Annotated in this window: 22 protein-coding genes and 3 pseudogenes; 10 read left to right on the top strand and 15 right to left on the bottom strand. The window is 70.9% G+C overall.

All coding sequences use genetic code 11. From position 1 onward, the window contains the following. Positions 1 to 45: 45 nt before the first annotated feature. Together OG202_RS14630 and OG202_RS14625 are read right to left on the bottom strand one after the other, a co-directional pair. The gene (locus OG202_RS14630; protein WP_327730051.1) at positions 46 to 1551 is read right to left on the bottom strand and encodes a hypothetical protein; all 1506 of its coding nucleotides are present in this window, start codon (positions 1549 to 1551) and stop codon (positions 46 to 48) included. Further along, complete coding sequence (locus OG202_RS14625) at positions 1520 to 2290, bottom strand: phosphotransferase enzyme family protein (RefSeq protein ID WP_327730052.1); 771 nt, start codon at positions 2288 to 2290, stop codon at positions 1520 to 1522. Before OG202_RS14625 ends, OG202_RS14630 begins: the two co-directional genes overlap by 32 nt. A 210-nt stretch (positions 2291 to 2500) precedes the next feature. Here OG202_RS14625 and OG202_RS14620 point away from each other — a divergent pair. After that, positions 2501 to 2755, top strand: a pseudogene (locus OG202_RS14620) (aldo/keto reductase); the annotation flags it as partial. 46 nt (positions 2756 to 2801) lie between these two features. On the opposite strand, the pseudogene OG202_RS14615 reads toward OG202_RS14620, so the two are convergent. Beyond that, positions 2802 to 3341: pseudogene (locus tag OG202_RS14615) on the bottom strand (ABC transporter ATP-binding protein); the annotation flags it as partial. A gap of 809 nt (positions 3342 to 4150) precedes the next feature. Continuing rightward, positions 4151 to 4948, bottom strand: coding sequence for an SDR family oxidoreductase (locus tag OG202_RS14610; RefSeq protein WP_327730053.1), 798 nt, complete (start codon positions 4946 to 4948; stop codon positions 4151 to 4153). Positions 4949 to 5106: 158 nt separating this feature from the next. On the opposite strand from OG202_RS14610, the gene OG202_RS14605 reads away from it, so the two are divergent. Next, on the top strand, positions 5107 to 6768 hold the full coding sequence (locus tag OG202_RS14605; RefSeq protein WP_328222849.1) for an alkaline phosphatase D family protein: 1662 nt from the start codon (positions 5107 to 5109) through the stop codon (positions 6766 to 6768). 82 nt (positions 6769 to 6850) lie between these two features. Here OG202_RS14605 and OG202_RS14600 read toward each other — a convergent pair whose 3' ends face one another. Further along, positions 6851 to 7876, bottom strand: coding sequence for a Gfo/Idh/MocA family protein (locus tag OG202_RS14600; RefSeq protein ID WP_327730055.1), 1026 nt, complete (start codon positions 7874 to 7876; stop codon positions 6851 to 6853). Between the two features lie 99 nt (positions 7877 to 7975). Here OG202_RS14600 and OG202_RS14595 point away from each other — a divergent pair, with 99 nt between their 5' ends. The 3 genes from OG202_RS14595 (at position 7976) to OG202_RS14585 (ending at position 11784) form a co-directional block, all read left to right on the top strand. Beyond that, positions 7976 to 9541 carry a multidrug effflux MFS transporter gene (locus tag OG202_RS14595; RefSeq protein WP_328222848.1) on the top strand — a complete coding sequence of 522 codons (1566 nt, stop codon included), beginning with the start codon at positions 7976 to 7978 and terminating at the stop codon, positions 9539 to 9541. Between the two features lie 77 nt (positions 9542 to 9618). Next, complete coding sequence (locus tag OG202_RS14590) at positions 9619 to 10671, top strand: serine hydrolase domain-containing protein (RefSeq protein WP_326583246.1); 1053 nt, start codon at positions 9619 to 9621, stop codon at positions 10669 to 10671. A 75-nt stretch (positions 10672 to 10746) separates the two neighbouring features. Beyond that, positions 10747 to 11784, top strand: a complete 1038-nt coding sequence (locus tag OG202_RS14585; RefSeq protein ID WP_328222847.1) for a small ribosomal subunit Rsm22 family protein — start codon at positions 10747 to 10749, stop codon at positions 11782 to 11784. Positions 11785 to 11896: 112 nt separating this feature from the next. On the opposite strand, the gene OG202_RS14580 is transcribed toward OG202_RS14585, so the two are convergent. Then, the gene (locus OG202_RS14580) at positions 11897 to 12574 is read right to left on the bottom strand and encodes a hypothetical protein (RefSeq protein ID WP_327730059.1); all 678 of its coding nucleotides are present in this window, start codon (positions 12572 to 12574) and stop codon (positions 11897 to 11899) included. A gap of 147 nt (positions 12575 to 12721) precedes the next feature. Here OG202_RS14580 and OG202_RS14575 point away from each other — a divergent pair, with 147 nt between their 5' ends. Next, positions 12722 to 13195: a GNAT family N-acetyltransferase gene (locus tag OG202_RS14575; RefSeq protein WP_326583250.1), complete on the top strand. Its 474-nt coding sequence runs from the start codon at positions 12722 to 12724 to the stop codon at positions 13193 to 13195. Positions 13196 to 13475: 280 nt separating this feature from the next. On the opposite strand, the pseudogene OG202_RS46510 reads toward OG202_RS14575, so the two are convergent. Continuing rightward, positions 13476 to 13667: pseudogene (locus OG202_RS46510) on the bottom strand (DUF6243 family protein); the annotation flags it as partial. A gap of 96 nt (positions 13668 to 13763) precedes the next feature. Here OG202_RS46510 and OG202_RS14565 point away from each other — a divergent pair. Next, on the top strand, positions 13764 to 14393 hold the full coding sequence (locus OG202_RS14565) for a TetR/AcrR family transcriptional regulator (RefSeq protein ID WP_328222845.1): 630 nt from the start codon (positions 13764 to 13766) through the stop codon (positions 14391 to 14393). A 224-nt stretch (positions 14394 to 14617) separates the two neighbouring features. Next, on the top strand, positions 14618 to 15370 hold the full coding sequence (locus tag OG202_RS14560; protein ID WP_327730062.1) for a bifunctional DNA primase/polymerase: 753 nt from the start codon (positions 14618 to 14620) through the stop codon (positions 15368 to 15370). A gap of 54 nt (positions 15371 to 15424) precedes the next feature. Here OG202_RS14560 and OG202_RS14555 read toward each other — a convergent pair whose 3' ends face one another. The 6 genes from OG202_RS14555 to OG202_RS14530 form a co-directional block, all read right to left on the bottom strand. After that, positions 15425 to 16483, bottom strand: a complete 1059-nt coding sequence (locus OG202_RS14555) for a hypothetical protein (protein WP_326583254.1) — start codon at positions 16481 to 16483, stop codon at positions 15425 to 15427. Further along, a complete protein-coding gene (efeU, locus tag OG202_RS14550) occupies positions 16440 to 17315 on the bottom strand; it encodes an iron uptake transporter permease EfeU (protein WP_326583255.1) in 876 nt (291 codons plus the stop codon). Before efeU ends, OG202_RS14555 begins: the two co-directional genes overlap by 44 nt. A 3-nt stretch (positions 17316 to 17318) precedes the next feature. After that, complete coding sequence (gene efeB, locus OG202_RS14545) at positions 17319 to 18605, bottom strand: iron uptake transporter deferrochelatase/peroxidase subunit (protein ID WP_328222844.1); 1287 nt, start codon at positions 18603 to 18605, stop codon at positions 17319 to 17321. A 2-nt stretch (positions 18606 to 18607) separates the two neighbouring features. Beyond that, on the bottom strand, positions 18608 to 19759 hold the full coding sequence (gene efeO / locus OG202_RS14540; protein WP_328222842.1) for an iron uptake system protein EfeO: 1152 nt from the start codon (positions 19757 to 19759) through the stop codon (positions 18608 to 18610). Positions 19760 to 19954: 195 nt separating this feature from the next. Beyond that, positions 19955 to 20854 carry a heme ABC transporter ATP-binding protein gene (locus OG202_RS14535; RefSeq protein WP_328222841.1) on the bottom strand — a complete coding sequence of 300 codons (900 nt, stop codon included), beginning with the start codon at positions 20852 to 20854 and terminating at the stop codon, positions 19955 to 19957. Next, the gene (locus tag OG202_RS14530; RefSeq protein ID WP_442811393.1) at positions 20851 to 21831 is read right to left on the bottom strand and encodes a FecCD family ABC transporter permease; all 981 of its coding nucleotides are present in this window, start codon (positions 21829 to 21831) and stop codon (positions 20851 to 20853) included. Before OG202_RS14530 ends, OG202_RS14535 begins: the two co-directional genes overlap by 4 nt. Before the next feature lie 251 nt (positions 21832 to 22082). On the opposite strand from OG202_RS14530, the gene OG202_RS14525 reads away from it, so the two are divergent. Beyond that, positions 22083 to 22766: a PhzF family phenazine biosynthesis protein gene (locus OG202_RS14525; RefSeq protein WP_328222840.1), complete on the top strand. Its 684-nt coding sequence runs from the start codon at positions 22083 to 22085 to the stop codon at positions 22764 to 22766. Between the two features lie 107 nt (positions 22767 to 22873). Here OG202_RS14525 and OG202_RS14520 read toward each other — a convergent pair whose 3' ends face one another. Both OG202_RS14520 and map read right to left on the bottom strand, forming a co-directional pair. Beyond that, positions 22874 to 23542: a biliverdin-producing heme oxygenase gene (locus OG202_RS14520; RefSeq protein ID WP_326583261.1), complete on the bottom strand. Its 669-nt coding sequence runs from the start codon at positions 23540 to 23542 to the stop codon at positions 22874 to 22876. 233 nt (positions 23543 to 23775) lie between these two features. Beyond that, complete coding sequence (gene map, locus OG202_RS14515; RefSeq protein WP_326583262.1) at positions 23776 to 24633, bottom strand: type I methionyl aminopeptidase; 858 nt, start codon at positions 24631 to 24633, stop codon at positions 23776 to 23778. Positions 24634 to 24700: 67 nt separating this feature from the next. On the opposite strand from map, the gene OG202_RS14510 reads away from it, so the two are divergent. After that, positions 24701 to 24928, top strand: a complete 228-nt coding sequence (locus OG202_RS14510; protein ID WP_327730071.1) for a hypothetical protein — start codon at positions 24701 to 24703, stop codon at positions 24926 to 24928. Positions 24929 to 24943 lie beyond the last annotated feature (15 nt).

Raw genomic sequence — 24943 nt, 5'->3', positions numbered from 1 at the left:
CTGGCGGCGCCCTTGAAGGTCCGGACGCCGCCGAGGACTGGTGAACTACTGGGTGGGAGTGCCGGAAGGCTGCGGTTCCTCATCCGGCGGGCGGGTCCTGCTGCCGGGGACCGTTGGGGTTGGCGGAGAAGTCGCCATGCGAGCTGGGTCGAGAATGACGGCGCCGAACTCGCGGGCCAGAAGACCGTGAATGGTCTCCCAGGTGCGGATACGGCTGCGCTCACGCCGTTCGGTCCAGCGTTCATGCAGTCGCATCCCGCCGAAAATACCCACGGCGCAGGCCAGTATGAGGGCGATGAGCGCGTAGATAGGCGTGTAACTGTCATCGAACATCGACCGGTGTTCGTCCACCTGCCGAGCGTTGATGCCGAAGAAGCCGAACAGCAGGCTGAGGGTACCGGTGACCGTGGTGACGAAGGTGACCGCCACGACGGTCCGGATTCGACGCCGGTCACCGGCTCGCTGCTCGGCGCTCTCGACCGAGGTCAGTTCGGCGGCGATGGCGTTGCTCAGTCGGCTCAGCATCTGTCCGATGGTGGTGGAGCGCTCGGTGAGTCCCATCGCGGCGTAGAGGGCGTTGTGGAAGCTCTCCACTCGTAACGCCGGAACGAGAGTGCCGATGTCGCCGCCGGCCTCCACGCTGTAACTGAGCTCCAGTTCGAGGTGGCTCAGTCCTTCGGAGATGGACTCCAGCATGGTGCGGCGGCGGTGCATGTTGCGTTCGCCGTCGGACCGGGCTCGGTAACGGTGCCCGTAGGCGTAGGCGACTTCTCGGATCTCTCGCAGACGTGCCGCTGATCCCACGGTCTGCACGGCAGAGAGCAGGACGCAGTTCTCTATGTAGTCCTGATGCCCGCAGATGAGGCTGGCGTACGGCCCGAGAGCACCCACGGTGGTGGGCCGTCTGTTGAGTTCGGCCGGATAGGTGATGGAGCTGTGTTCCGGTCGGTACGGGAGGTCGGACCGGTAGATGACTCGCTGGATGGTGTCGTCGTCAGGGGCGTCTTCAGGGGATGCGACGCTGCGGAAGACCAGTTGGTGCCGCTCGGGGAGAAAGCTGGGGGTTTGCCCCTGCGCATGCTCCGGGCGGTGGCCGACGCGCTCACCCGCGAGCCGCTCCAGCGGCACGCCCGAGCATTGGATGCTCGCGTAGTAGAGATCTTCCATCAGCGGAACGGATTCGACGAGGCCCAGCGGGACGTCCATCGTCAGAGCGACCAGAACCTGGCCCGAAGGATGCAGGAAATGCCAGAGCGTGGCGGCGGTGGGTGCGCCCGGCTGCCAGCGTTGGCATACGAGAGATGCGCAGTCGAGGGATTCCTTCCGGAGAACCCTTGGTAACTGGTTTCTGGCCATCTCGTAGAACGGTGCCAGACGGCCGAAGGCGAGCGCGTCCGTCGGAGTGTGGCCATTTGGAGGAAACTGGTCCGGGTCGCAGACCCAGGACGTCGAGTAGACCGTCGTGATACGGAGATGAGGTCGGGAGGCATAAGGGGCGAAGAGGTCGCCGCCCGAGCCGTTAGAGCGCGTGCCAGCGCCGTTCAAGGTCACCCTTTCGCAGAGACTCCATACGCACCGCGAACTCGTCCGCCGCCGGACCGGACTGGGCGTTCTGCATGAGCCAGGTCGTCATACCCAGTTCCCGTGTCGTGCGGAGCACCGGATAGCCGTGCCACTCGGTGACATCGGTGCCGTAGGTGCGGACGAATTCCGCATAGTCATCTGGTGGCAGGCCGAACCGGTCCACGGCCATGGCAGTGGGAACCAGGTCCCAGGCCCGTGGACCGATCGCCACCGCCTCGTAGTCGATGAGCAGGGCGCGGTCGCCGTCGCACAGGACGTTGCCGCGATGGGCGTCGCCGTGCACCAAGTGCCGGGGCGAGGAGGCGACCAGGGCGCGGAAGTCGTCCTCCGCGTTGTCGCAGGCTTCGGCGAGGAAGCGGACGTCCTCGCGTCTGATCCCGGAGACGACCTCAAGACGACGGCCCATGATGGGGAACGGATCAAGGACGGGCAGCGGGAAGCCTGGATCCGGTAGGGCGTGCAGGTCGCGGAGAAGTGCGGCCAGGACAGTGAAGGAGGCGGGGGGAGAGCTGTCCGGCACGTATTCCCAGAACGTCACCAGTCGGCCGTCGGCCTCGATGGGTTGTGGCGCACCCGTCGGGTGCACGGACGGGAATCTGTGCCCAGCGAGCCAGCGGGCCACAGCCAGTTCCTTGGCTACTTTGTCGGCCATCTCCGTCGAGCGGGCGACCCTGACCACGACGCCGACCTCGGGGAGAGCGAACAAAGCATTCTCTCCGAGCCGCAGGAGATCCGCGTCCGGGAACTGGGGGAGTCCGGCAGAGTTGCACGCGGCAAGCATGGCCCGCCGTGCGTTGTCCTCGGTTAACCCTTCACGGGCTTTGTGGGAATCCATCCCGGCCAGCCTTCCGACGTGGCTGATCAACTGTCAAGACAGTGCCACCGTAGCGGTCGGCAAGGTCGTATGCGCTGAGCCTGCGAGGAGTTCGTGCGGGAGGGCCTGCTCCGGGCGTCCGCGTGGAGCACCGACGACCCGGACCGCGACGCCGTGTTCGCCCAGGGACCGCACTGCGCGGCCGTGCAGCACGGGCTGAACATCCTGCAGGACGCGCCCGAACTCCTCGCGCTGTGCAAGGAGTTCAAGCTCGCGAGCATCAACCGCAGCCCCCTCGCCAGCGGGCGCCCTCGCGAAGGGGCCGCTCACCGCGGACCAGGTGGCCGAGATCGACCGGATCCTGGGGCGGTGAACGGCCCGTACGACAGCCGCTGAGGGGGGCTCAGCTCGCGTACTCCTCCTGCTCTCGCGGCTGCGGTTCCTGTTCCTGCTTCTGCTCCGTGAGCGTCAGCCGGCCCGCCTTGATCGTGGCGAGTCGGGGCGCCCGCCGGGCGATCGACGCGTCGTGTGTGACCAGGACGAAGGTGAGGCCCTGCTCACGCCACGGACCCTCCAGCAGGGCCATGATCTCGTCGCGGGTGCCCTCGTCGAGGTTGCCGGTGGGTTCGTCGGCGAGGAGCACCTTCGGCCGCTTGACCAGCGCGCGGGCGATGGCGACGCGCTGCTGCTGACCGCCGGACAGTTCGGACGGCGCGTGGGTGAGGCGCTCGCCGAGGCCCACCGAGCGCAGCGCCTCGGCGGCCCGCTCGCGCAGCTCGGCCGGCTTCACACCGAGCGGGACGAGCGCGGTCTCGACGTTCTCCTGCGCGGTCAGCGTCGGGATGAGCTTGAACGCCTGGAAGATGATGCCGATCCTCTCGGCGCGCAGCCGGGTCAGTCTGGCCTCGCTGACGGCGGCGAGGTCCACGCCGGGCGCGGTCACAAGCTAGGGAGGAACCTTTGAGGGGCTGGTAGCTGCTCACCGAGGAGCGCACGCAAGGCCGAATTAGCTCGATCGTGTGATCGTCTGCGTGCGGGCTTGGTGCGCCCTGGGCTGATCGGGCTAACTTGATTGTGTGCGACCTGGGATACCGGGTACGGCGTCGGCGTGCGGGGCCCCTGCTTCACCGGAGTGATGGTTCAGGGCCTCCCCGTTGCCTCTGGCCATACCTGATGGGCCAGGTCGCGCAGGGAACTGGCCTCCGGGGCCCGGACCACGCACAGGATGCGTGTCGCCGCCCCCGGGTCGAGTACGCCGGGGACCGGCTCGCCCAAGACCGTTCGGGGCGCGCGGCCGAACGGGCTCACACCCGCTCAGTCCCCAGGAACGGTTCTGAGCAAGGAATGTGCACGGCCTGAGAAATCGGGGCCCGGCATCGGATTTCGATGAGACAGCGTATTCCTGAGCCGTTCATGGGCTATTGCCAGGAAATCCCGCTTGGCTACCGCCCGGAGAAGAAAAGTACGGTGGGCGGCCGTTCCGAGCTCCGGTGCTTACCCCGCGGTCCCACGCGAGGTCCGCCCCCTTCCGGAGCACGGAACGGCTGCCCACCACCCCCCCCTCGGGTTGGCCACGGAAGCCGCCGCCTCCAAGTGTGAAGCTCTCGTGGAGACGAGCCCTGAGCATATGCCTGCCACGTGCTCGAATGGACCGGAGTGGAACCTTCCGTTTGTGTAAGTTGAGCCATGGACGAGTGTCGTCCGGGCCTGGTGGGCGCGGGCCGGGCGGGCCCGGCCGCTCCCTCCAGTGGCTCAGCCCCGCCCGACGTACGGCATCGTCGTCGCCATCACCGTCGCGAACTGCACGTTCGCCTCCAGCGGCAACTCCGCCATGTGTCGCACGGTCCGCGCCACATCGGTCACATCCATCACCGGTTCGGGCACGAGTTGCCCGTTCGCCTGCAGGACCCCGTTCGCCATGCGCTCGGTCATGTCCGTCGCCGCGTTGCCGATGTCGATCTGGCCGACCGCGATGCCGTACGGCCGGCCGTCCAGGGAGAGTGACTTGGTGAGGCCGGTCAGCGCGTGCTTGGTCGCCGTGTAGGCGACGGAGTGCGGGCGGGGCGTGTGCGCGGAGATGGAGCCGTTGTTGATGATCCGGCCGCCCTGCGGGTCCTGCTCCTTCATCTGCCGGTACGCCGCCTGCGCGCACAGGAACGCTCCGTTGAGGTTGGTGTCCACGACGTGCCGCCAGGCCGCGTAGTCCAGCTCCTCCACCGGCACCCCGCCCGGACCGAACGTACCCGCGTTGTTGAACAGCAGGTCCAGCCGCCCGAACCGGTCGCGCACGGCGGCGAGGAGCGCGTCCACGTCCCCGGGCCGCGAGACGTCCGTACGGACGCACAGCGCCTGCGGGGCCCCGGCGTCGGCGTGGGCCGGGCCCGCCTCGGTCGTGGTGCCGGCCTCGGCCGCGCTCTCGGCGAGCTTGTCCTCGCGGCGGCCCGCCAGCGCCACGGACCAGCCGGTGCGCAGCAGTTCCACGGCCACGGCCCGCCCGATGCCGGAGCCCGCGCCCGTCACGATCGCGATCTTGGTTTCTTTGGCCTTCATGGGCTCGCAGCGTAGGGGAGGGTCCGCGCTCGGTCGCGCAGGTGGGGCCCACCATCCGGAACTCATCCGTCCGCCATCTGGGTGTTGTGTACGTGACAGAAGATCGTTGAATCTGGCCACTCCAATGCCAAGCACAACTACCTTCAGGGGAAGGCCAGATGACACGCGCAGCCCATGAGTCGCCGCAGCCCCGTTCGTCGCACGCACCCGAACTCCGGGCCGCCGCCCGGCACTTCGACCGCCGCCGCTTCCTCACCGGCACGGGAGCCGCCGCCGCGCTCGCCTTCGCCACCAACCTGCCCGCGGCCGGTGCCGCGGCCGCCGCCACGCTCGACGCGCGGCAGATCACCGACGACCCCTTCACCCTCGGCGTGGCCTCCGGCGACCCGCTGTCCACCTCCGTGCTCCTGTGGACCCGCCTCGCCCCGGCCCCGTACCAGCCCGACGGCGGGCTGCCCGCCGAACGCGTCGCCGTCCACTGGGAACTGGCCCACGACGAGAGATTCCGACGGATCGTCAGACGCGGCACCGTCACCGCCCACCCCGAGTTCCACCACACCGTCCACGTCGAGGTCGGCCACCTCGCCCCCGGCCGCGTCTACTACTACCGCTTCCGCGCCGGCTCCTGGATCAGCGAGACCGGCCGCACCCGCACCGCCCCCGGACCCGGCCATCTGACGGGCTCCACCGCGCTCTCCTTCGCGGCCGTCTCCTGCCAGCGGTACGACCAGGGCTACTACACCGCCTACCGGCATCTCGCCGACGAGGACCTCGACGTCGTCCTCCACCTCGGGGACTACCTCTACGAGTACGCCGTGAACTCCGTCGGCGGCGCCCGCAACTACACCGACCGCGTCCTGCCCGACCTCTTCAACCACGAGACGGTCACCCTGGAGGACTACCGCCTGCGCTACGCCCTCCACAAGACCGACCCCGACCAGCGGGCCGCCCACGCCGCGCACCCCTTCGTCGTCACCTGGGACGACCACGAGACCGAGAACAACTACGCGGGCGACAACCCCGACGGCGGCGAACCCTCCGAGGAGTTCCTGCTGCGCCGCGCCGCCGCCTACCGCGCGTACTGGGAGAACCAGCCGCTGCGCCGCCCGCAGCGCCCCGACGGACCCGACATGAGGCTCTACCGCCGCTTCCGGTGGGGCCGCCTCGCCCAGTTCGACATACTCGACACCCGCCAGTACCGCTCCAACCAGGCACAGGGGGACGGCTGGCAGACCCCCGGCCCGGAGTCGGCCGACCCCGCGCGCACGATGACGGGCGCGACGCAGGAGCGCTGGCTCCTCGACGGCTGGGACCGGTCCGACGCGGTCTGGAACGTCGTCCCGCAGCAGGTCACCTTCTCCCAGCGCCGCAACGCCGTCGGCGACGTCTACAAGGTGTCGATGGACTCCTGGGACGGCTACCCGGCCTCCCGCGAACGCCTCCTCGCCGGCGCGGAGGCCGCCGGCATCGAGAACCTGATGGTCCTGACCGGCGACGTCCACGTCGGCTACGCCTTCGACATCAAACGCGACTTCGACGACCGCGCCTCGCGCACGGTCGGCACCGAACTCGTCGCCACCTCCGTCAGCAGCGGCGGCAACGGCTCCGACAAGCCGGCCAACTGGGACACCTACATGACCGCCAACCCCCACATGCGCTTCTACAACGGCCGGCGGGGCTACACGACCGTCACGCTCGACCGCCGGGTGGCCCGCGCCGACTTCAAGGCCGTGCCGTACGTGACGACCACGGGCGCGGGCATCTCGACCGTGGCGTCCTTCGCGGTGGAGGCGGGCAAGCCGGGGCTCACGCCGGCGTAGACGAGGGCGGGGCGGGTTGGGGCGGGGCGGGCCGCGAACGAACCTTCGTTTTGTCCGCGGCCTGCCCGTATCGCGTCCCCGCCTACGCGAACGAACCTTCGTTCAGGCGCTCTTCGCCGGGGTAGCGCACCCCGACGCGGTCCCGTATCGCGTCCAGGGTGCGCATCACGGCGAGGGTGCCGTCGAGGGGGACGAGGGGGGACTCCGTCTCGCCGGCGCGCAGGGCCCGCATGACCTCGGCGGCCTCGTGACGCATGCTGTTGCGGGGGCCGTCGGCCGGGTCCGCGCTGAAGGTCCGCGGGTCGCGGCCGTCGCGGTGCAGGACGAACCGGTCCGGGAAGAAGAACCCGGACGGGATGTCGATGCGGCCCTCGGAGCCGGTCACCGAGGCGGACGTGCCCGTGCCGCCCACGATGGAGCAGTGCACCGAAGCGATAGCACCGCTCTCCCACGAGAGCAGTGCTCCGGTCTGGAGATCAACGCCCTCGTCGGAGAGCACCGCTCTCCCCGTGACGTCCGACGGCTCCCCGAGCAGCAGCTGCGCGAACGACACCGGGTACACACCGAGGTCGAGCAGCGCGCCCCCGCCCTGCGCCGGATCCCGCAGCCGGTGCGAGGGCGGGAACGGCCCGGCGAGCCCGAAGTCGGCCTGCACGGTCCGCACTTCACCGATCGCGCCGTCCCGCACCAGCTCGGCGAGCCGTCGCACCAGCGGATTGCAGTACATCCACATGGCCTCCATCAGGAACCGCCCGCGCTCCCGTGCCAGCGCGACCAGCTCCTCCGCCTCCCGCGCGTTCAGCGTGAACGCCTTCTCGCACAGCACGTTCCGCCCCGCCTCCAGACACATCCCGGCGGCGACCCGGTGCGCCGCGTGCGGAGTGGCGACGTAGACCACGTCCACGTCCGCGTCCTCGGCGAGCGCGCGCCAGTCGCCGTAGGCCCTCGGTATCCCGAACCGTTCCGCGAAGGCCTTCGCCGAATCCTCGCTCCGCGAGGCCACCGCCACGACCTCGGCGTCCGGCAGGTCGACGAGGTCGGCCGTGAAGGCCGCGGCGATCCCTCCGGTCGCCAGGATCCCCCACCGCACACGTCCGTCGTTCGACATCGCCACCCCTGTCCTCGGCCCTGGGGCGGGACTGTGACCCCGCCCACGTCGTACGAGCTGAGAGCATAGGTGGCGGACCGAACGCAGAGGGAGGGGCACATGCCCGAGGGGCACATACCGGGCTCGGCAGCGGCCGAGTCGAACACGGTGGCGGCGGAGCCGGAGCACGCGAAGCCGGGCGCGGCGGCGGAACCGCGGCCGACGCGATCGGCACAGGCGGTGCGAGCGACGCGAGCGGCGCGAGAGACGACGGCGAAAGCATCGCCGACCAACCCCACCACCCTCAGCCCCACCACCCTCAGCCCCACCACCCTCAGCCCCACCACCCTCAGCCCCACCACCCTCAGCCCCACCACCCTCAGCCCCACCACCCTCAGCCCCACCACCCTCAGCCCCACCACCCTCAGCCGCACCGGCCTCCTCGTCACACTCATCCTCGGCGGGCTCACCGCCACCCCGCCCCTCGCGATGGACATGTACCTCCCGGCCCTGCCGGAGGTCACCAACTCCCTCCACACCCCCGCCACCACGGTCCAGCTCACCCTCACCGCCTGCCTCGCCGGCATGGCGCTCGGCCAGCTCCTGATCGGCCCGATGAGCGACCGCTTCGGCCGCCGCCGCCCGCTGCTCCTCGGACTCGCCGTCTACATCGTCGCCACCGCGCTCTGCGCCCTCGCCCCCACCATCGAGACCCTCGTCGCCTTCCGCCTGGTGCAGGGCCTCGCCGGCTCGGCCGGGATCGTGATCGCCCGGGCCGTGGTCCGCGACCTGTACGACGGCGACGCGATGGCCCGCTTCTTCTCGAACCTGATGCTGATCTCCGGAGTGGCCCCGATCGTCGCGCCGCTGATCGGCGGCCAGATCCTCCGCGTCACCGACTGGCGGGGGGTCTTCGTCGTCCTCACGGCCATCGGCATCGCCCTGCTGGCGGTCGTCTGGGCGAGGCTCCCCGAGACGCTCACCCCGGCCGACCGCCACGGCGGCGGCATCGGCGAGACCCTGGGCGCGATGCGCGGCCTGCTCACCGACCGGATCTTCATGGGCTACGTGCTCGCCGGCGGCTTCGCCTTCGCCGCCCTCTTCGCCTACATCAGCGCCTCCCCGTTCGTGATCCAGGAGATCTACGGCGCCTCCCCGCAGACGTTCAGCCTGCTCTTCGGCGTCAACTCCGTCGGCCTCGTCATCGTCGGCCAGATCAACGGCAAGATCCTGGTCGGCCGGGTGAGCCTGGACAAGGTGTTCGCGGTGGGCCTCACGATCGTCGCCCTGTCCGCGACCGCGCTGCTGCTGATGTCCCTCGGCGTCTTCGGCGAGGTCGGCCTGACCCCGGTGGCGGCCGCCCTCTTCGTACTGATGTCCGCGATGGGCGTCACCCTCCCCAACACCCAGGCGCTCGCCCTGATGCGGGTACGCCACGCGGCGGGTTCCGCGTCGGCCCTGCTGGGTACCTCGTCCTTCCTCATCGGCGCGATAGCGTCCCCCCTGGTCGGCGTCGCGGGCGAGGACACCGCGGTCCCCATGGCCGTGGTCCAACTGGCCTCGACACTGGTGGCCGCGGCCTGCTTCGTGGCACTGTGCCGTCCTTGGAACAGGCGTACGACGGTGGAGGATGGGGGTAGTACCCCCCTCTCCAGTGGAGCCGACAGGATGGGGGAGGACAGCTGAGCGCGCCGAGACTGCGCACGGACACTCCGGAACGGGCCGGACTCGACCCCGAGGAACTGCGCCATCTCGTACGAGAGGTGCGCGCGCTGACGGAAGGGGACCGGCCCCGTGCCCCGGCCGCCGTGGTCCTCGTCGGCCGCGGCCCCGTCATCGCCGTCGAGGAGGCGGCGGGCTGGGCGGTCCGCTACGAGGCGTACGACGAACGCACCGACCGGGGCCTGGAACTCCCGCCGGACTCCCGCGTCCCGGCGACCCCCCGCACCCCCTTCGACCTGGCCTCCCTCACCAAGCTCTTCACCGCCGTGGCCGCCGTCCAGCAAATCGAACGCGGCACCCTCGGCATCGACGCGAAAGTGGCGGCGTACCTGCCCGAGTTCACCGGCGCCGCAGAACACGGCCTCACCGTCCGCCACCTCCTCACCCACACCTCCGGGCTCCGCCCCGAACTCCCGCTGTACGACTGCCCGTCCCCGGCCGCCCGCCTGGCGATGCTCCGCGCGGAGGCCCCGACGGCTCCTCCCGGCACGGCGCACGTCTACTCCGACCTGAACCTCCTGCTCCTCCAGCACGTCCTGGAACGCCTGACGGGCCGTGGCCTGGACACCCTCGTCCGCGACGGCATCACCTACCCCCTCGGCATGACGGCCACGGGCTTCGGCCCCTGCCCGGCCGCGGCGGCGACGGAGGACCAACGCCGGCCCTGGGCGAAGGCGGACCGGGGCATGATCCGCGGCCACGTCCACGACGAGAACGCCTGGTCCCTCGGCGGTGTGGCCGGCCACGCGGGCCTCTTCTCCACCGCCCGGGACCTGGCGATCTTCTGCCGCACCCTGCTCGCCGGCGGCTCCTACGGCCCCGCCCGCATCCTCGGCCCCGACTTCATCGAACTCATGCTGACCCCGCCGGGCCTCGGCTTCGCCCTCGACCAGCCTTGGTTCATGGGGGAGTTGGCGGGCCGGGGCGCGGCCGGCCACACCGGCTTCACGGGCACGTCCCTGGTCCTCGACCAGGCGACGGACACCTTCCTCGTCCTCCTCACCAACGCGGTCCATCCCCGCCGCCGCGACCCGATCAACCCGGCACGAGCGACGGCGGGAACCCGGGTGGCACGGGCGGTGCGGGGGATGTGACGGATGTGAGGCCGGCCCGGACCGGGTCGGAGCCGAGTCGGTCACCGCGCTCCGGCCCCCTCGTAGAATCAGCACGTGAACGCCCCCGCCTCCTCAGCCGACACCCTCCGGACCGCTCTCGCCGGGCTCCTCGACGGTCTGCCGCCCAAGTCGGCCACGCAGGCGGTGGAGCGGCTGATCGCGAACTACCGGGGGCAGACGCCGACGGACGCGCCGGTGTTGAGGGACCGGTCGGACGTGGTGGCGTACGCGGCGTACCGGATGCCGGCGACGTTCGAGGCCGTGTGCGCGGCGTTGGAGGCGTTCGCGGTGGCGGTGCCCGGGTGGGTGCCCGGCGGGCACGTGGATGTCGGCGGGGGCACGGGCGCGGCGACGTGGGCGGTGACCGCGACCTGGGAGGGCGGGCGGCCGGTGACGGTGCTCGACTGGGCGGAGCCGGCGTTGGCGCTCGGGCGGGAGATCGCCGCGGCGAACCCGGAGCTGAAGGCCGCCCAGTGGCAGCGCTCTCGTATCGGATCGGCGCTCAAAATCGAGAGCACTGATCTCGTCACCGTCTCCTACGTCCTCGGGGAGCTGACCGACGCCGACCGCGCGGCCGTGGTGGAGGCCGCCGCGACCGCCGCCCAGGCGGTCGTGATCATCGAACCCGGCACGCCCGACGGCTACGCCCGCGTCATCGAGGCCCGCGACCGTCTCGTCGGCGCCGGTTTCCACATCGCCGCCCCCTGCCCGCACAGCGCCGCCTGCCCCATCGTCCCCGGCGAGGACTGGTGCCACTTCTCCGCCCGCGTCAGCCGTTCCTCCCTGCACCGCCAGGTCAAGGGCGGCTCGCTGCCGTACGAGGACGAGAAGTTCAGCTACGTGGCCGCCACCCGCTTCCCGCCGGCCCCGGCCCCCTCCCGCGTCGTCCGCAAGCCCCAGATCCGCAAGGGCCAGGTCCTCCTGGACCTCTGCGAGCCCGCAACCGAGCCCGCAAGCGAGGCCGAGGGTGGCGCCGTCCCCGCCCTCACCCGGACCACCGTGACCAAGCGCCACGGCCTCCTCTACAAGGCCGCGCGCGACACCGAGTGGGGCGACGCCTGGCCCCCGGCCGCGGACGACGACCAGCTCTGAGGCCGGGCGCCGGGCGCCGGGCACCGGGATCGCCCCGCCGGGATGCCGCACGACAGGCGCGGCCCCCGCCCGATGCGCGTCTCCCCGCCGGAGCCGCTTCGCGCGACCCGCCCTATCCGTGGGTGACGGCCCTGCGCAGCCACGGCCCCAAGCCGCGTCGCGTGACCCGCGCCACCTCGTCCGGGGGCAGCTCATCGGCTCGTTCGACCAGGACGAGGTCCCAGTGCGTCCGTCCGACCGTGCCGAGTGTCACCGCACGCTCGCGCAGCAGGTACCGCGCCGCCGACGCGACATCGGTCACCGGAGGGCTCACCTCGTACTCGGCGAGTTTCCCGACGTACCGGTCCAGCCACCGCGCACCTTCCCGCCGGGCGGCGCGGGACAGGGCGGTCTCGGGATTCCCGTCGAGGTAGACCATGACCGGGCAGACCGGTGCGAGCACCTCCGCGAGTTCGGTCATGAACGCGTTGATCGTCTCCTCGCCGTGGCCCATGGCCAGCAATGTCGGCACATACGGCATGAGGGCGTCCGCGACCACGACGTCGTCGCCGTTCGCCCGAACCGCGTCGACGAACCGTGCCGTCGCCGTGATCAACGGCTCCCGTCCGACTCTGCCCGTCGCCCGGAATTCCTCGGCGACCGCGGCGAACTGCGGCCGGGTCAGGATCTCCTCCTCGCGGAAGTGGTCCACCCGCAGCCCGGTGCCGGACAGCCACCGGGAGAGCGCCACGCACAGCGTCGACTTGCCCACTCCGGGAGACGCTCCGCACACCGTGATCAGGACGGTCATGGCAACCCAGCCTAGGCTCGGCGGTCATCACCGCGCATTCCGCCGTGTCTGCGCCCGGTTCGCGGACGGGGCAGCCGACTGGTGTCCTCCTGCCCGCCCCATAATTCACTTGCGTTACCCGCGTGGCCTCCGGCTATCTCATCGATCATGTCCACCACCCCGCACCTCGCCGAGATAAGCCCCGCCAACCTCGACGCCGCGCTCGACGTCCGCATCCGCCCCGATCAGGAACACCTGGTGGAGCCGGTCGCGAAGTCGCTGGCCGAGGCGTATGTCCACCCCGGTGTCGCCTGGCCCCGGCTCATCCTGGACGGTGATCGCGCGGTCGGCTTCCTGATGGCCTTCCTCGACATCGACTGGAAGGGCGACGGCTCGGGCACCGACCTCCGTTCCGGGCTCTGGCGGCTCAACATCGCCGCCGGCGAACAGGGGCGGGGGTACGGCCGTTTCGCCGTCGAGTCCGTGGCCGCCGAGATCCGCCGCCGTGGCGGCAGCCGGCTCTTCGTCACCTGGCACCCCGGCCCGGACGGCCCGGAGGCCTTCTACCTCGGCCTCGGCTTCCGCACAACGGGGGAGACCAGCGGGAGCCAGACGGTGGGGGCGCTGGACCTGGCCGGATGAGGGCCCGCCTCTACCCGGACGCAGTCGCCGCACCTGCCCGCGTCGGCCACCGCGTCGGCCAAGTCCGAAGGGCGGGCCCGCCCCGCTGGACGCCGTCAAGGGGCTTCCGGCGGGGCGGCCCCACCGCGGTTCACGACGTCCGGTCGGTCGTGCCTTCCGTCCCCGTCCCCGTCCCCGTCCCCGTCCCCGTCCCCGTCCCCGTCCCCGTCCCCGTCCCCGTCCCCGTCCCCGTCCCCGTCCCCGTCCCCGTCCCCGTCCCCGTCCCCGTCCCCGTCTCCGTCTCCGTCTCCGTCTCCGTCTCGGCTTCCTGGCGTTTCTCCTGGAGCTTGCGCAGCAGCTCCCGCTTCTGGGCCTGGGGGTCGAGGCCACCGCCGACGCGCCCGTTCGCCGGGCCGCCGCGCAGGGCCTTGCGGCCCAGGTTCCGGCGGGAACCGCCCACACCCAGCATGTTTCCCGCTCCGCCTCGGCTCATGACAGTCTCCTTCGATGTGACGATACGGTTCGTCTCGCTTACGTTCACCACCATCAGGCGAGACGTATCGTCTTGTCAACCTGATAAATTCGGGGCATGGCCAAAAAGACCGCCCCTGATTCCGCCCGGCGCAGCGAGAAGTCCCGTCGCGCCATCTACGACGCCGCCCTCGCCCTCGTGGGCGAGGTCGGCTACCAGAAGACGACCATCGAGGGCATCGCCGCCCGCGCCGGCGTCGGGAAGCAGACGATCTACCGGTGGTGGTCCTCGAAGGGGGAGGTGCTGCTGGAGGCGTTCCTCGATCTGCAGGAACAGGCCGCCGAGCAGGTGGCGGAGCCGGGACAGGAGCCCGAGGACTACGCCATCCCGGACACCGGCGACCTCGCGGCCGACCTCAAGTGCGTCCTGCGGGCCACCGTCGACGAACTCCTCGATCCGAAGTTCGAGGTGCCCTCCCGTGCCCTCGCCGCCGCGGGCGTCGTCGACGAAAAGCTCACGAAGGAGTTCGTGGCCCAGCTCCTCGAACCCCAACTCCAGTTCTACGTGCAGCGGTTGAAGGCCGCGCAGGACGTGGGCCAGGTCAGGCAGGATCTCGACCCGCGCATCGCCCTCGAACTCTTCGTCTCACCCCTCGCCCAGCGCTGGCTCCAGCGGACGGGACCCATCTCCTACGAGTACACGGACAAACTCGTCGACTACGCCCTCCACGGCCTCGCGCCCCGCTGACCCCGTCAACTCCCCGCCCGAGTGTGACCAAAACGACCAGGGGCCGACCGGGCGGGGCCCGGGAGCGGACCGTAAATCCCGTCAAAGCACGTGATGACCCACCATTCCTGTCCGCACTCCGGCATCGCCCCACCTACCCCGGATGTGGGCTCCGGCCACCCTCGGCGCAGGATGGTGGGACCATGGACACATGGTGTCCGCACCACAGCGAGGCGAGGGGATAGATGAGCGCGACGTTCGGTGGCCGGAGCGGTCGGCAGGGCAGGTTCTCCGAGTGGCTGCGCGCCCGTCGTACCAGCGGCCCGCTCGACGGGACCGCCGACGACGCCGGCCGTGAGGAGCTGCTGCTCGCCGCCGCCGCTGCCGGACTCCCGCTCGCGCCCGCCGCGTACCCCTCGGGCTACCGGTGCTCCTGTGACCGCGTCGGCTGTCCCACCCCCGCCCGGCACCCGGTGTCGTTCGCCTGGCAGACGCAGTCCACCACCGACCGCACCCAGATCGAGCGCTGGGCCCGGCACCAGCCGCAGGCCAACTTCATCACCGCCACCGGAATGGTCCACGACGTGCTGGACGTACCGCTCGCCGCCGGGCAGGAGGCCGTCGAGCGGCTGCTCGCCTCCGGGATCGAGGTGGGGCCCGTCGCGGAGTTCGAGTCCGAGTCCGAAAACGGACGGCTCCTCTTCTTCACCCTCACCCGGGGCACCCCCGAGGACGAGGACGAGTGGTGGCCCTGCGAGCTGGACTGCCACCCGGAGACCATGGACGAACATCCGGGGCTGCGCTGGCACTGCCGCGGGTCCTACGTCCTGGTCCCGCCGGCCCGGCTCCCCGGCGACCTCTCCGTCCGCTGGGTACGCGGCCCCGAGCACCCGCTGCCGGACCCGCTGACCCTGCTGGAGATCCTCACCGACTCCTGCTCCCGCCATGTGGGCGAGCAGCCGGACCACACCGACGCGGCCTGGCCCTCCAGGGGCTGACACCGCACCCGGGCCGACGGCGGCCGAGCGGCCCCTCTCCCGGGACCGCCCGAGTCACTCGCCCTTCGCCCCCGTGAGCCCGCCGACCTGGCTCAGGATCCTCACCTGCTGGTCCGACTTCGTCTTCGCCGGATCGAGGACGGCCTGGTTGTTCACGAACTCCAGGGTCAGGGACTGCTTGGGCTCGCCCGTCATCAGCGCCCGCACGGCCGCGTCGTTGACGGGGATGTTCACGCCCTGCGCAGCCGTCTGCTTCTGGTAGTGGCGGGTGGTGAAGAAGACCAGCGCGCCGCCGTCCGTGGTGCGCAGGCCGACCGGCGCGTAGTCGCCGTTGGTGAGGGCCTCGTCGACGTACTGCCGCGCCAGGCCCGGCTTCTCCGCGTTCAGCCGGCGCCGGGAGCGCTCCTCGGAGGTGTACGGGCCGTCCGCGAAGAGGGCGCTGTCCTCCTTCAGGTACGTCACGTACCTGTCGGGCAACTGCGCGGGCGTGACGGAGAGTTCGGGGTCGTCCGGCGTGACCGCCTGGGCGTAGCCGTCCTCGTCCTTCTGGAACTCCGGCATGTCCTCGGCGGGCACGATCGTGAGGAAGGAGACCTCCCACAGATCGGTCAGCCCGTCGCGGGTGAAGACGAACAGCCAACGGTCCGTCGCGTTGCCCTTGTTGGCGGTGGCGTCGGCCACGAACCAGCGCGGCCAGGCCGCCTTCTCCGGGATCGTGTACCTGACGTCGGCCAGCTTCAGCGCCACATGGTTCGGGTTGCCGCTCGGGTTGAGCTTCGCGCCCGAGCGGAGCTTGCCGCCGTCGATGTCGGCGAGCGCGCCGGTGACCCGGGAGGAGTCCTGGGACTGGTCGTTGGCCTTGTCCGCCTTGTTGTAGGCGGTAGTGAAGTCCTTCAGCGCCCGCGCCGCCTCCCCCCGCGTCGCCGCAGGGAGGACCTCCAGGTCGCCGCGGACCACCACGCACCCGCTCGCCGTCAACGACAGCGCGGTCACCGCCGTGGTCACCAGCGCGCCGCGGCCGTACGAGCGGAGTCCGAGGAACCTCCCGCCTGTACGAACCGGACGAACCTCACGAAGCCTTCGTGGGCTCCGAACCCCGCGCACCCTGCTCATCAGGAATCTTCACCTTCCCCTTCCCGGAGGCGAACCCTACCGGGGCGAGGAACAGCGCGAACGTCGGGATCAGATACAGGCCCCAGACCGTGACTTGGAGGACGGTCGGGTCGGGCTGGAAGTTGAAGACGCCCTTCAGGAGGGTGCCGTACCAGCTGTCCGGCGGGATCGTCCCCGTGATGTCGAACGCCTTGTCCGTCAGGCCGGGCAGGAAGTCGGCCTCCTGGAGGTCGTGGAAGCCGTACGCGAGGACACCGGCCGCGACGACCACGAGCATGCCGCCGGTCCAGGTGAAGAACTTGGCGAGGTTGATGCGCAGGGCGCCCCGGTAGAACAGCCAGCCGAGCACGACGGCCGTCGCCAGGCCCAGCAGGACGCCGACCAGCGGGCCCTCGGTGCCGTCGTTCGACGCCCGCACCGACGTCCACACGAACAGCGAGGTCTCCAGGCCCTCCCGGCCCACCGCGAGGAACGCGGTCGCCACCAGGGCGCCCGTGCCCATCCGGAGGGCCGCGTCCAGCTTGCCGTGCAGGTCGGCCTTCAGATGGCGGGCCGTGCGCCGCATCCAGAAGACCATCCAGGTCACCAGGACCACCGCGATGATCGACAGGGAGCCGCCGAGCGCCTCCTGCGCCTTGAACGTCAGCTCCTGGGAGCCGAATTCGAGGACGCAGCCGAAGGCGAGGGCCAGCCCCACGGCGACCCCGATGCCGATCCAGATGGGCTTCAGCGCGTCCCGGCGGTCCGTCTTCACCAGATAGGCGATGAGGATGCAGACGACGAGACTGGCCTCCAGGCCCTCCCGCAGACCGATCAGATAGTTCGCGAACACGGCCTACGCCTCCTTCGAGAACAGCGCCCGGCCCCACCAGTCGTCCGCGTCCCGGACGCCCGGCGGCACCGCGAAGACCGCCGAACCCACGTGCTGGATGTACTCGTTGAGCGCGTCCGTGGCCAGGTTGCGCTGGACCGGGATGAACCCCGTCCGCACATCGCGCTGGTAGGCGAGGAAGAACAGGCCCGCGTCCAGGCGGCCCAGACCGTCCGTGCCGTCGGTGAAGGAGTAGCCGCGGCGCAGGAGCGTCGCCCCGTCGTTGGAGTCGGGGTGCGCGAGCCGTACGTGCGCGTCCGGCAGCATCGCCTTCAGGAACGGCTCGTCCCGCTCCTTCGCCTTGCCCACCGGGGCGCCCTCGCCCTTGTCACGGCCGAAGATGTCCTCCTGCTCCCGCAGCGAGGTCCGGTCCCAGGTCTCGATGTGCATCCGGATGCGCCGGGCGACGAGATACGAGCCGCCGGTCATCCACGCCGAGTTCTCGTCGACGTCCTTCTCGCCCACCCACACGAACTTCTTCAGCCGGGCCGTCTCCGTCCCCGCGATGTTGCGGGTGCCGTCCTTGAACCCCATGAGGTTGCGCGGGGTCTGCGCCTCGGGCGTGGTCGAGGAGGTCTTGCCGAAGCCGAGCTGCGACCAGCGGACCGACACCTTGCCGAAGCCGATGCGGGCGAGGTTGCGGATGGCGTGCACCGCGACCTGCGGATCGTCCGCGCAGGCCTGGACGCACAGGTCACCGCCGCTGCGGGCCCGGTCCAGGTTGTCGCCGGCGAACTGCGGCAGGTCCACCAGCGCCTCGGGCCGCTGCCCCGCCAGATCGAACCTCTCGAACAGCGACGGCCCGAAGCCGATCGTCAGCGTCAGCCGGGACGGCTGCAGCCCCAGCGCCTCGCCGGTGTCGTCCGGCGGGGCCTCCGCCAGACCGCCGTACCCGCCGTCGCCGACCGCCTTCCCGGCCGTCATCCGGCGCGCGGCGGCCGTCCAGTCCTTCAGCATCGTCACGAACTCGGCGCGGTCGTCCGTCTTCACGTCGAACGCGGCGAAGTGCAGCCGGTCCTGCACGGGCGTGGCGATACCGGCCTGGTGGGTGCCGTGGAAGGCGATCGGGCCGCCCGCACCCGAGGAACCGCCGTCCTCGCCGGTGCGGGCCACCGCCACCGCGCCGCCGGCCGCGGCGGCACCGAGCGCGAGCCCGGCACCGCCCCAGCCGATCAGCGAACGTCTCGACGGAGTACGGGAGTTCTCGGACGCGGGACGGGGGGTGGGCTCGGGGGTGTCCTCGGTGGTCATCGTCACTTCACCACGGCTGCCGCGAGCTGGGAGAGCGGCTCGGCGAGCGCGTTGACCGCGTCCGACAGCTCCTTGCGGTCGTCCTTGCCCACCTTGTCGTAGGAGACGAAGTCGTAACCGGTCTTGTCCGCACGGTACTTGTCGAGCAGCGTGTTCAGCGCCGCGAACTGCTGGTCGAGTTCCTTCGTCAGCTCCGGGTCGTTCTCGGCGGCGACGGCCTTCAGCAGCGTGTACGACTCCTCGGCGCCCTCGACGTTGGCCTTGAAGTCGACGAGGTCGGTGTGCGAGTAGCGCTCCTCCTCGCCGGTGACCTTGCCGGTGGCGACCTCGTCGAGGAGTTCCTTGGCGCCGTTGGCCATGGAGGTCGGGGTGATCTCGGCCTTGCCGACCCGCTTCTGCCAGTCCTCCAGGTCGGTCACCAGTTGGTCGGCCAGCTCGGAGTCGCGGTCGGTGAGCTTGCCGTCCCGCCAGAGCGAGCGCTCCAGCCGGTGCCAGCCGGTCCAGTCCCTCTCCAGGTCCTGACCCTCCTCCAGACCGTCCTCGCGCAGGTCGACCTTCGGGTCGATGTCACCGAAGGACTCGGCGACCGGCTCGGTGCGCTCCCAGCCGATACGGGAGGGCGCGTACGCCTTCTTCGCGGCCTCGACGTCCCCGTCCTTGACGGCCTCGGCGAACACCTTCGTCAGCGGGACGGTCTCGTCGGCCTGGGCCTGCGCGTACTTGCGGTACGAGGCGACGGCCTTGTCGAGCCGGGGATCGCGCTCGGCGACCTTGCCGCTGCCCGTGGCCGTGACGTCCTGCCGGATGCCGTCGCCCTTCATACCGGGCTTGCAGGCGATCTGGTACTCGCCCTCCTTCACCTCGGCGGTGACCTTCTGCTTGGTGCCGGGGCCGATGTTCTCGCGCTCGGTGACCACCCGGTCGTCCGGGAAGAGGACGTAGACCTCGGTGACCTTGGAGCCCTTGTTCTCGATGTCCAGCTCGATGTGCCCCGCCGGGAACTCCTTCTTCGACACCTCGCACTCGGTGTCGGTCGCGGTCACGGCGATGACCCCGTCCGCGCCCGCACTGCTCTTCTCGGTGCAGCCGGTGACGGCGGTCAGGGCCGCCACGGCCGTGGCGGCGGTGACGACGGAGAGTCTGAGGGGGCGCATTTCGGCTCCAAGGCAGTACACAGGGGACACACAGAGAAGGTGAGGCTGCCCAAAGTTATCTGAGCCTTACCTCACCGAATGCTGTGCCCCCAGTGAAACCCGCTCCCGGGAGCCGTACGAGCACGGTCCGATCACGGTGGCCAAAAACAGCCCCCATAGTCCGGTCAAGAGCGGGTCAAGAGACCCAATCCGCGGTCAAGAATCCCGTTTCGGTGTGATCAGGGCATCACCGGTCCGCGGATGCGGGAACACCTCGACCGGCTGCCCGTACACCTCCGACAGCAACTCCTCCTCGAAGACCCCGGCCGGCGGTCCGTCCGCCGCGATCCGCCCGTCGCGCAGCACGGCTACCCGGTCCGCGTACGCCGCCGCCAGCCCCAGATCGTGCAGGACGACGACGACCGCGTCCCCGGCCCGCGCCCGCGCCCGGCACACCCGCAGCACCAGCTCCTGATGCCGCAGGTCCAGCGCGGCCGTCGGCTCGTCCAGCAGCAACAGCGGCGCACGCTGGGCGAGCACCCGCGCCAGCGCCACCCGGGCGCGCTCGCCGCCGCTCAGCGCCGAGAACGGCCGGGCCGCGAACCCGGTGACCTCCGTGACCGCCATCGCCTCCGCCACGGCCGCGTCGTCGGGGTCCGCCTCGCCGTCCACGGCCGGCTGCCGCACCCAGGGCGCCCGCCCCATCCGTACGACCTCCTCCACCGTGAACGGGAACGACAGCGCCGCCGACTGGGGCAACACCGCCCGTCGCAGCGCCAGTTCGGGCGCCGACCACTCACTCGCCGGCCGCCCGTGCACCCGTACGACACCGCCGTCGACCGGCAGATCCGCCGCCAGCGCGCCCAGCAGCGTCGACTTGCCCGCGCCGTTGGGTCCGACGAGCGCGAGCACCTCGCCCGCGCGGGCGGCGACACGGACGCCGTGCAGCACCTCCCGGGCACCGAGCCGGACGGTGACGCCCTCGGCTTCGGCGAGGACGTCACCGGGGTGGCACGGGGGAGGGGGAGCGGGGACACCCGGACCCAGGCGCCCCCTGAGCAGCGCTCGCAGAGACTGCCCTCTCGTCCCTCTCGTCCCTCTCGTCCTGGACGTCATGCCCAGCCTCCCTGCTTGCGGCGGGTCCTGCGGAGCAGCCAGAAGAAGAACGGGCTGCCGATCAGGGCGGTGAGGACGCCGAGCGGGAGTTCGGCGGGCTGGACGATCGTGCGGGCCGCCAGGTCCGCCGCCAGCAGGACGACCGCCCCGGCGAGCGCGCTGCCCGGGATCAGGAACCGGTGCCCCGGCCCGGCCGCCATGCGCAGCAGATGCGGGACGACCAGCCCGACGAACCCGATCACCCCGGACACGCTCACGGCGGCGGCGGTGAGCAGCGCGACGACCAGGATCAGCACGACCCTCAGCCGCTCCACGTCCACCCCGAGGTGCCGCGCCGGCCGCTCACCCAGCGCGAGCAGGTCCAGCCTCCGCGCGTACAGGGGCGCCACGGTCAGCCCGATCACCGCGCACGGCAGGACGGCCAGCACCTTCGGCCACGTCGACTGCGCGAGCGAGCCCAACTGCCAGAAGGTGATCTGGTTGACGGCCGCCGTGTCCTGCGCCAGGAAGATGAACAGCCCGATCGTGGCGCCCGCGAACGCGTTCACCGCGATACCGGTGAGGATCAGCGTCACGACCTCCGTGCGCCCGCCCGACCGCGACATCCCGTACACCACGAACACGGTGATCACACCGGCGACGAACGCGAACACCGACACCGTCCAGGTGCCGAGGAACGTGATCCCGAACGCGATCGTCGCGACCGCGCCCACCGCCGCGCCCAGCGAGACCCCGATGACACTCGGCTCCGCCAGCGGGTTCCCGAAGATCCCCTGCATCAGAGCGCCCGCGCACCCGAGCGATGCCCCGATCAGCGAGGCCAGCACGATCCGCGGGAACCGCACGTTCCACAGCACCGACTCGGGGACGCGTTCGAGCCGCGCCCCGCCGAGCCCGATCCGATGGGCGACCGAGGAGATCACGTCACCGGTGGGGATCGGGTAGGCCCCGAGTCCGCCGGCGACGGGGACCAGCACGAGGAGGGCGACGACGAGGCCGACGGTGAGGAGGAGGGGGGCGCGACGGCGGGCGGGGGCGGAGGCCCGTGACCCGCTGGTCTCCGCGGCGTCGCTCGCCGTGGCGGACCCGTCGGACCTCTCCGGCTCGACCGGCTTGTCCAGTACGGTCACTTGGTCCTCTCATGGATGGGGCCGGGCCTGCCCGATCGCTGTCCGGCGGTGCGGTGACCTGGTACGACCCGGGGCCCGGTTGATGTTTGAATGCGGGGGTGACCGACTTCGATGTGCTGCGGGTGTTCTGCGGACCCCGCGGCGGATACGGCAACGAACTGGGCGTCGTCCGCGAGGGCTCCGTGATGCCCGACCGCGCCGAGCGCCAGGAGTTCGCCGCCAAACTCGGCTTCAGCGAGACCGTGTTCGTGGACGACCCCGAGCGCGGTGTCATCGACATCTACACCCCCTCGCTGCGCCTGCCCTTCGCCGGATACCCGTGCGTGGGCGCGGCCTGGCTGCTCGACGTACCCGAACTGGTCACCCCGGCCGGGGTCGTCGGGGCCCGGCTGGACGGGGAGTTCAGCTGGATCGAGGCCCTGCCGGAGTGGGCCCCGCCCCGCACGTTCCGCCAGTACGCCTCCGCCGCCGAGGTCGACGACCTGCGGGTACCGGAGCCAGGCGAGCGAAGCGAGATGGGGGTACCCCCGGACGAAGTCTGGGGGGGGATCTATGCCTGGGCCTGGGAGGACGAGGCCGCCGGCCGCGTCCGCGCCCGCGCCTTCCCCGGCCGCGGCGACGGCATCGACGAGGACGAGGCCACGGGCGCGGCGGCGCTACAGCTGACGGCTCAGCTGGGCCGTGCCCTGAACATCACCCAGGGCACGGGCTCCCAGATCCTGACGGCACCGCAGCCGCACGGGTGGGTGGAGGTCGGGGGGCGGGTGTTCCTGGAGCGGTAGGGCGCTCCTTCGACAAGGGCCGCACCCCGTGCCTTCAAGGGGCGCGGGGAACTGCGCGACCAGCCCCCACGCACCCGCAGTGAACAATCGGCCCCGCAGCGGAGCGCTCACGCGCTGAGGGGGAATTCCTCACCCAGCGCGAGAAAGACCGCGGTGTTCAGCGCGAACGCCCGCTTGCACTCACTCACGATCCGCTGCTTCTCCAGGTCATCGGCCCGCACCCGGTCCAGCAGCTCCCGGTACCCGCGCTTGAACGCGGCCGGGTTGGTGATCTCCTCGAAGACGTAGAACCGGACCCCGTCACCCTTCCTGGCGAGGCCCCAGGTCTTCTCGGCCCGGTCCCGGACGATCTGCCCGCCGGAGAGGTCACCGAGGTACCGCGTGTAGTGGTGGGCCACATAACCGCCGGCCCAGGTGCGCGCGCACTCGGCGACCCGCGCCGCGTACGCCTCGGTCGCCGGCAGCGCCGTGAGCGTCGAGCGCCAGCCGGGGCCGCGCAGATACTCCAGGTCGCGCTCCAGCGCCGCCAGCCGCATCAGCTCGGGCTGGATGAACGGCCCCGCGACGGGGTCCCCGGCCAGCCCCGGCGCGGCGCTCTCCAGCGCCTCGTACACGAACCACAACTGCTCGGTGTACCGCGTGTACGCCTCGATGCCGAGTTTGCCGCCCAGCATGTCGTCCATGAACGTCGTGGACACCACCTCGGTGTGCTGTTCGTGCGAGGCGGTGCGGATGAGCGTGGAGAACGCCGTGTCCGATGCGACCGACGCGTTCATGGAGGCCTCCGGTGCCGAAGTGGGGAAGACGAGAAGCTGACGTCATTTTCTATGGTTAGGCTTACCTAAGTCAACAGGTTCCCGACTCCCTGTCGGTAAAAAGGTACCCCGAATCCCCACCGGCCCCCCATGGAATCCGTGCAACGCATCCGGGCGTGCGTCCGGGCAGCGAAAAGCCCGCCGTGCGGCCGGAACCGAAGGCGGGCTGTCGCTTGAGGGCGTCTGATGTGGGTCTACGGCAGCGTGAGGATCTCCGCGCCGGTCTCCGTCACCGCCAGCGTGTGCTCGAACTGGGCGGTCCGCCGGCGGTCCTTCGTCACGACCGTCCAGCCGTCGTCCCACATGTCGTAGTCGTACGACCCGAGCGTGAGCATCGGCTCGATCGTGAACGTCATCCCGGTCTGGATCACGGTGGTGGCGTGCGGGGAGTCGTAGTGCGGGACGATCAGCCCGGAGTGGAACGACGAGTTGATCCCGTGCCCGGTGAAGTCGCGCACGACCCCGTACCCGAACCGCTTCGCGTACGACTCGATGACCCGCCCGATGATGTTGATCTGCCGGCCGGGCCTGACCGCCTTGATGGCCCGGGCGAGGGACTCCCGGGTCCGCTCGACGAGAAGCGACGACTCCTCGTCCACGTCCCCCACCAGGTAGGTGGCGTTGTTGTCGCCGTGGACGCCGCCGATGTACGCCGTCACGTCCAGGTTGACGATGTCGCCGTCGCGCAGCACGGTCGAGTCGGGGATGCCGTGGCAGATGACCTCGTTGACCGAGGTGCACAGCGACTTGGGGAAGCCCCGGTAGCCGAGGGTCGAGGGGTAGGCCCCGTGGTCGCACATGTACTCGTGCGCGACCCGGTCCAGTTCGTCCGTGGTGACCCCGGGAGCGATGTGCTTGGCCGCCTCGGCCATCGCCCGCGCCGCGATCCGGCCGGCGATCCGCATCGCCTCGATGGTCTCGGGCGTCTGCACCTCCGGCCCGGTGTACGGAGTCGGGGCGGGCTTGCCCACGTACTCGGGTCGGCGGATGTTTCCCGGGACGGGGCGGGTGGGGGAGAGCTTCCCCGGTGCGAGCAGCGACTGGCCAGACATGCCCGCGAGTTTAACCAGCGGTGGTGGGGGACGATGTCGGTGACGACCGATGAAGGGAACTCGTGTCATGCCCCTGTTCAAGCGGCGTACCGTCGGCAAGCCCGGCGAATGGTTCTACTGCCTGGAACACAAGAAGGTCGAAGAGGGGCCCGACTGCCCCGGCAAGGACCGCATGGGACCCTACGCCTCCCGCAAGGACGCCACCCTGGCGATGGAAACGGCCCGCGAACGCAACGCGGAATGGGACACGGACCCCCGGTGGCACGACACCCCGTCCGGGGAGTCCGGCACCTGACCTGGCGGTCGCCTT

It is taken from the genome of Streptomyces sp. NBC_00310 (assembly GCF_036208085.1).
Taxonomy (GTDB): domain Bacteria; phylum Actinomycetota; class Actinomycetes; order Streptomycetales; family Streptomycetaceae; genus Streptomyces.
Note: the sequence above shows the minus strand (reverse complement) of the source record. Positions and strands in the feature narration are given on the sequence as shown.

Bases quoted from the DNA above. Each gene is read 5' to 3' on its own strand.
- OG202_RS14560 (WP_327730062.1), top strand. From the start codon at position 14,618: ATGAGCGCGACGTTCGGTGGCCGGAGCGGTCGGCAGGGCAGGTTCTCC.
- OG202_RS14555 (WP_326583254.1), bottom strand. From the start codon at position 16,483: ATGAGCAGGGTGCGCGGGGTTCGGAGCCCACGAAGGCTTCGTGAGGTT.
- OG202_RS14575 (WP_326583250.1), top strand. From the start codon at position 12,722: ATGTCCACCACCCCGCACCTCGCCGAGATAAGCCCCGCCAACCTCGAC.
- OG202_RS14520 (WP_326583261.1), bottom strand. From the start codon at position 23,542: ATGAACGCGTCGGTCGCATCGGACACGGCGTTCTCCACGCTCATCCGC.
- efeB (WP_328222844.1), bottom strand. From the start codon at position 18,605: ATGACCACCGAGGACACCCCCGAGCCCACCCCCCGTCCCGCGTCCGAG.
- OG202_RS14610 (WP_327730053.1), bottom strand. From the start codon at position 4,948: ATGAAGGCCAAAGAAACCAAGATCGCGATCGTGACGGGCGCGGGCTCC.
- efeO (WP_328222842.1), bottom strand. From the start codon at position 19,759: ATGCGCCCCCTCAGACTCTCCGTCGTCACCGCCGCCACGGCCGTGGCG.
- OG202_RS14580 (WP_327730059.1), bottom strand. From the start codon at position 12,574: ATGACCGTCCTGATCACGGTGTGCGGAGCGTCTCCCGGAGTGGGCAAG.
- OG202_RS14565 (WP_328222845.1), top strand. From the start codon at position 13,764: ATGGCCAAAAAGACCGCCCCTGATTCCGCCCGGCGCAGCGAGAAGTCC.
- OG202_RS14595 (WP_328222848.1), top strand. From the start codon at position 7,976: ATGCCCGAGGGGCACATACCGGGCTCGGCAGCGGCCGAGTCGAACACG.
- map (WP_326583262.1), bottom strand. From the start codon at position 24,633: ATGTCTGGCCAGTCGCTGCTCGCACCGGGGAAGCTCTCCCCCACCCGC.
- OG202_RS14600 (WP_327730055.1), bottom strand. From the start codon at position 7,876: ATGTCGAACGACGGACGTGTGCGGTGGGGGATCCTGGCGACCGGAGGG.
- OG202_RS14535 (WP_328222841.1), bottom strand. From the start codon at position 20,854: ATGACGTCCAGGACGAGAGGGACGAGAGGGACGAGAGGGCAGTCTCTG.
- OG202_RS14510 (WP_327730071.1), top strand. From the start codon at position 24,701: ATGCCCCTGTTCAAGCGGCGTACCGTCGGCAAGCCCGGCGAATGGTTC.
- OG202_RS14605 (WP_328222849.1), top strand. From the start codon at position 5,107: ATGACACGCGCAGCCCATGAGTCGCCGCAGCCCCGTTCGTCGCACGCA.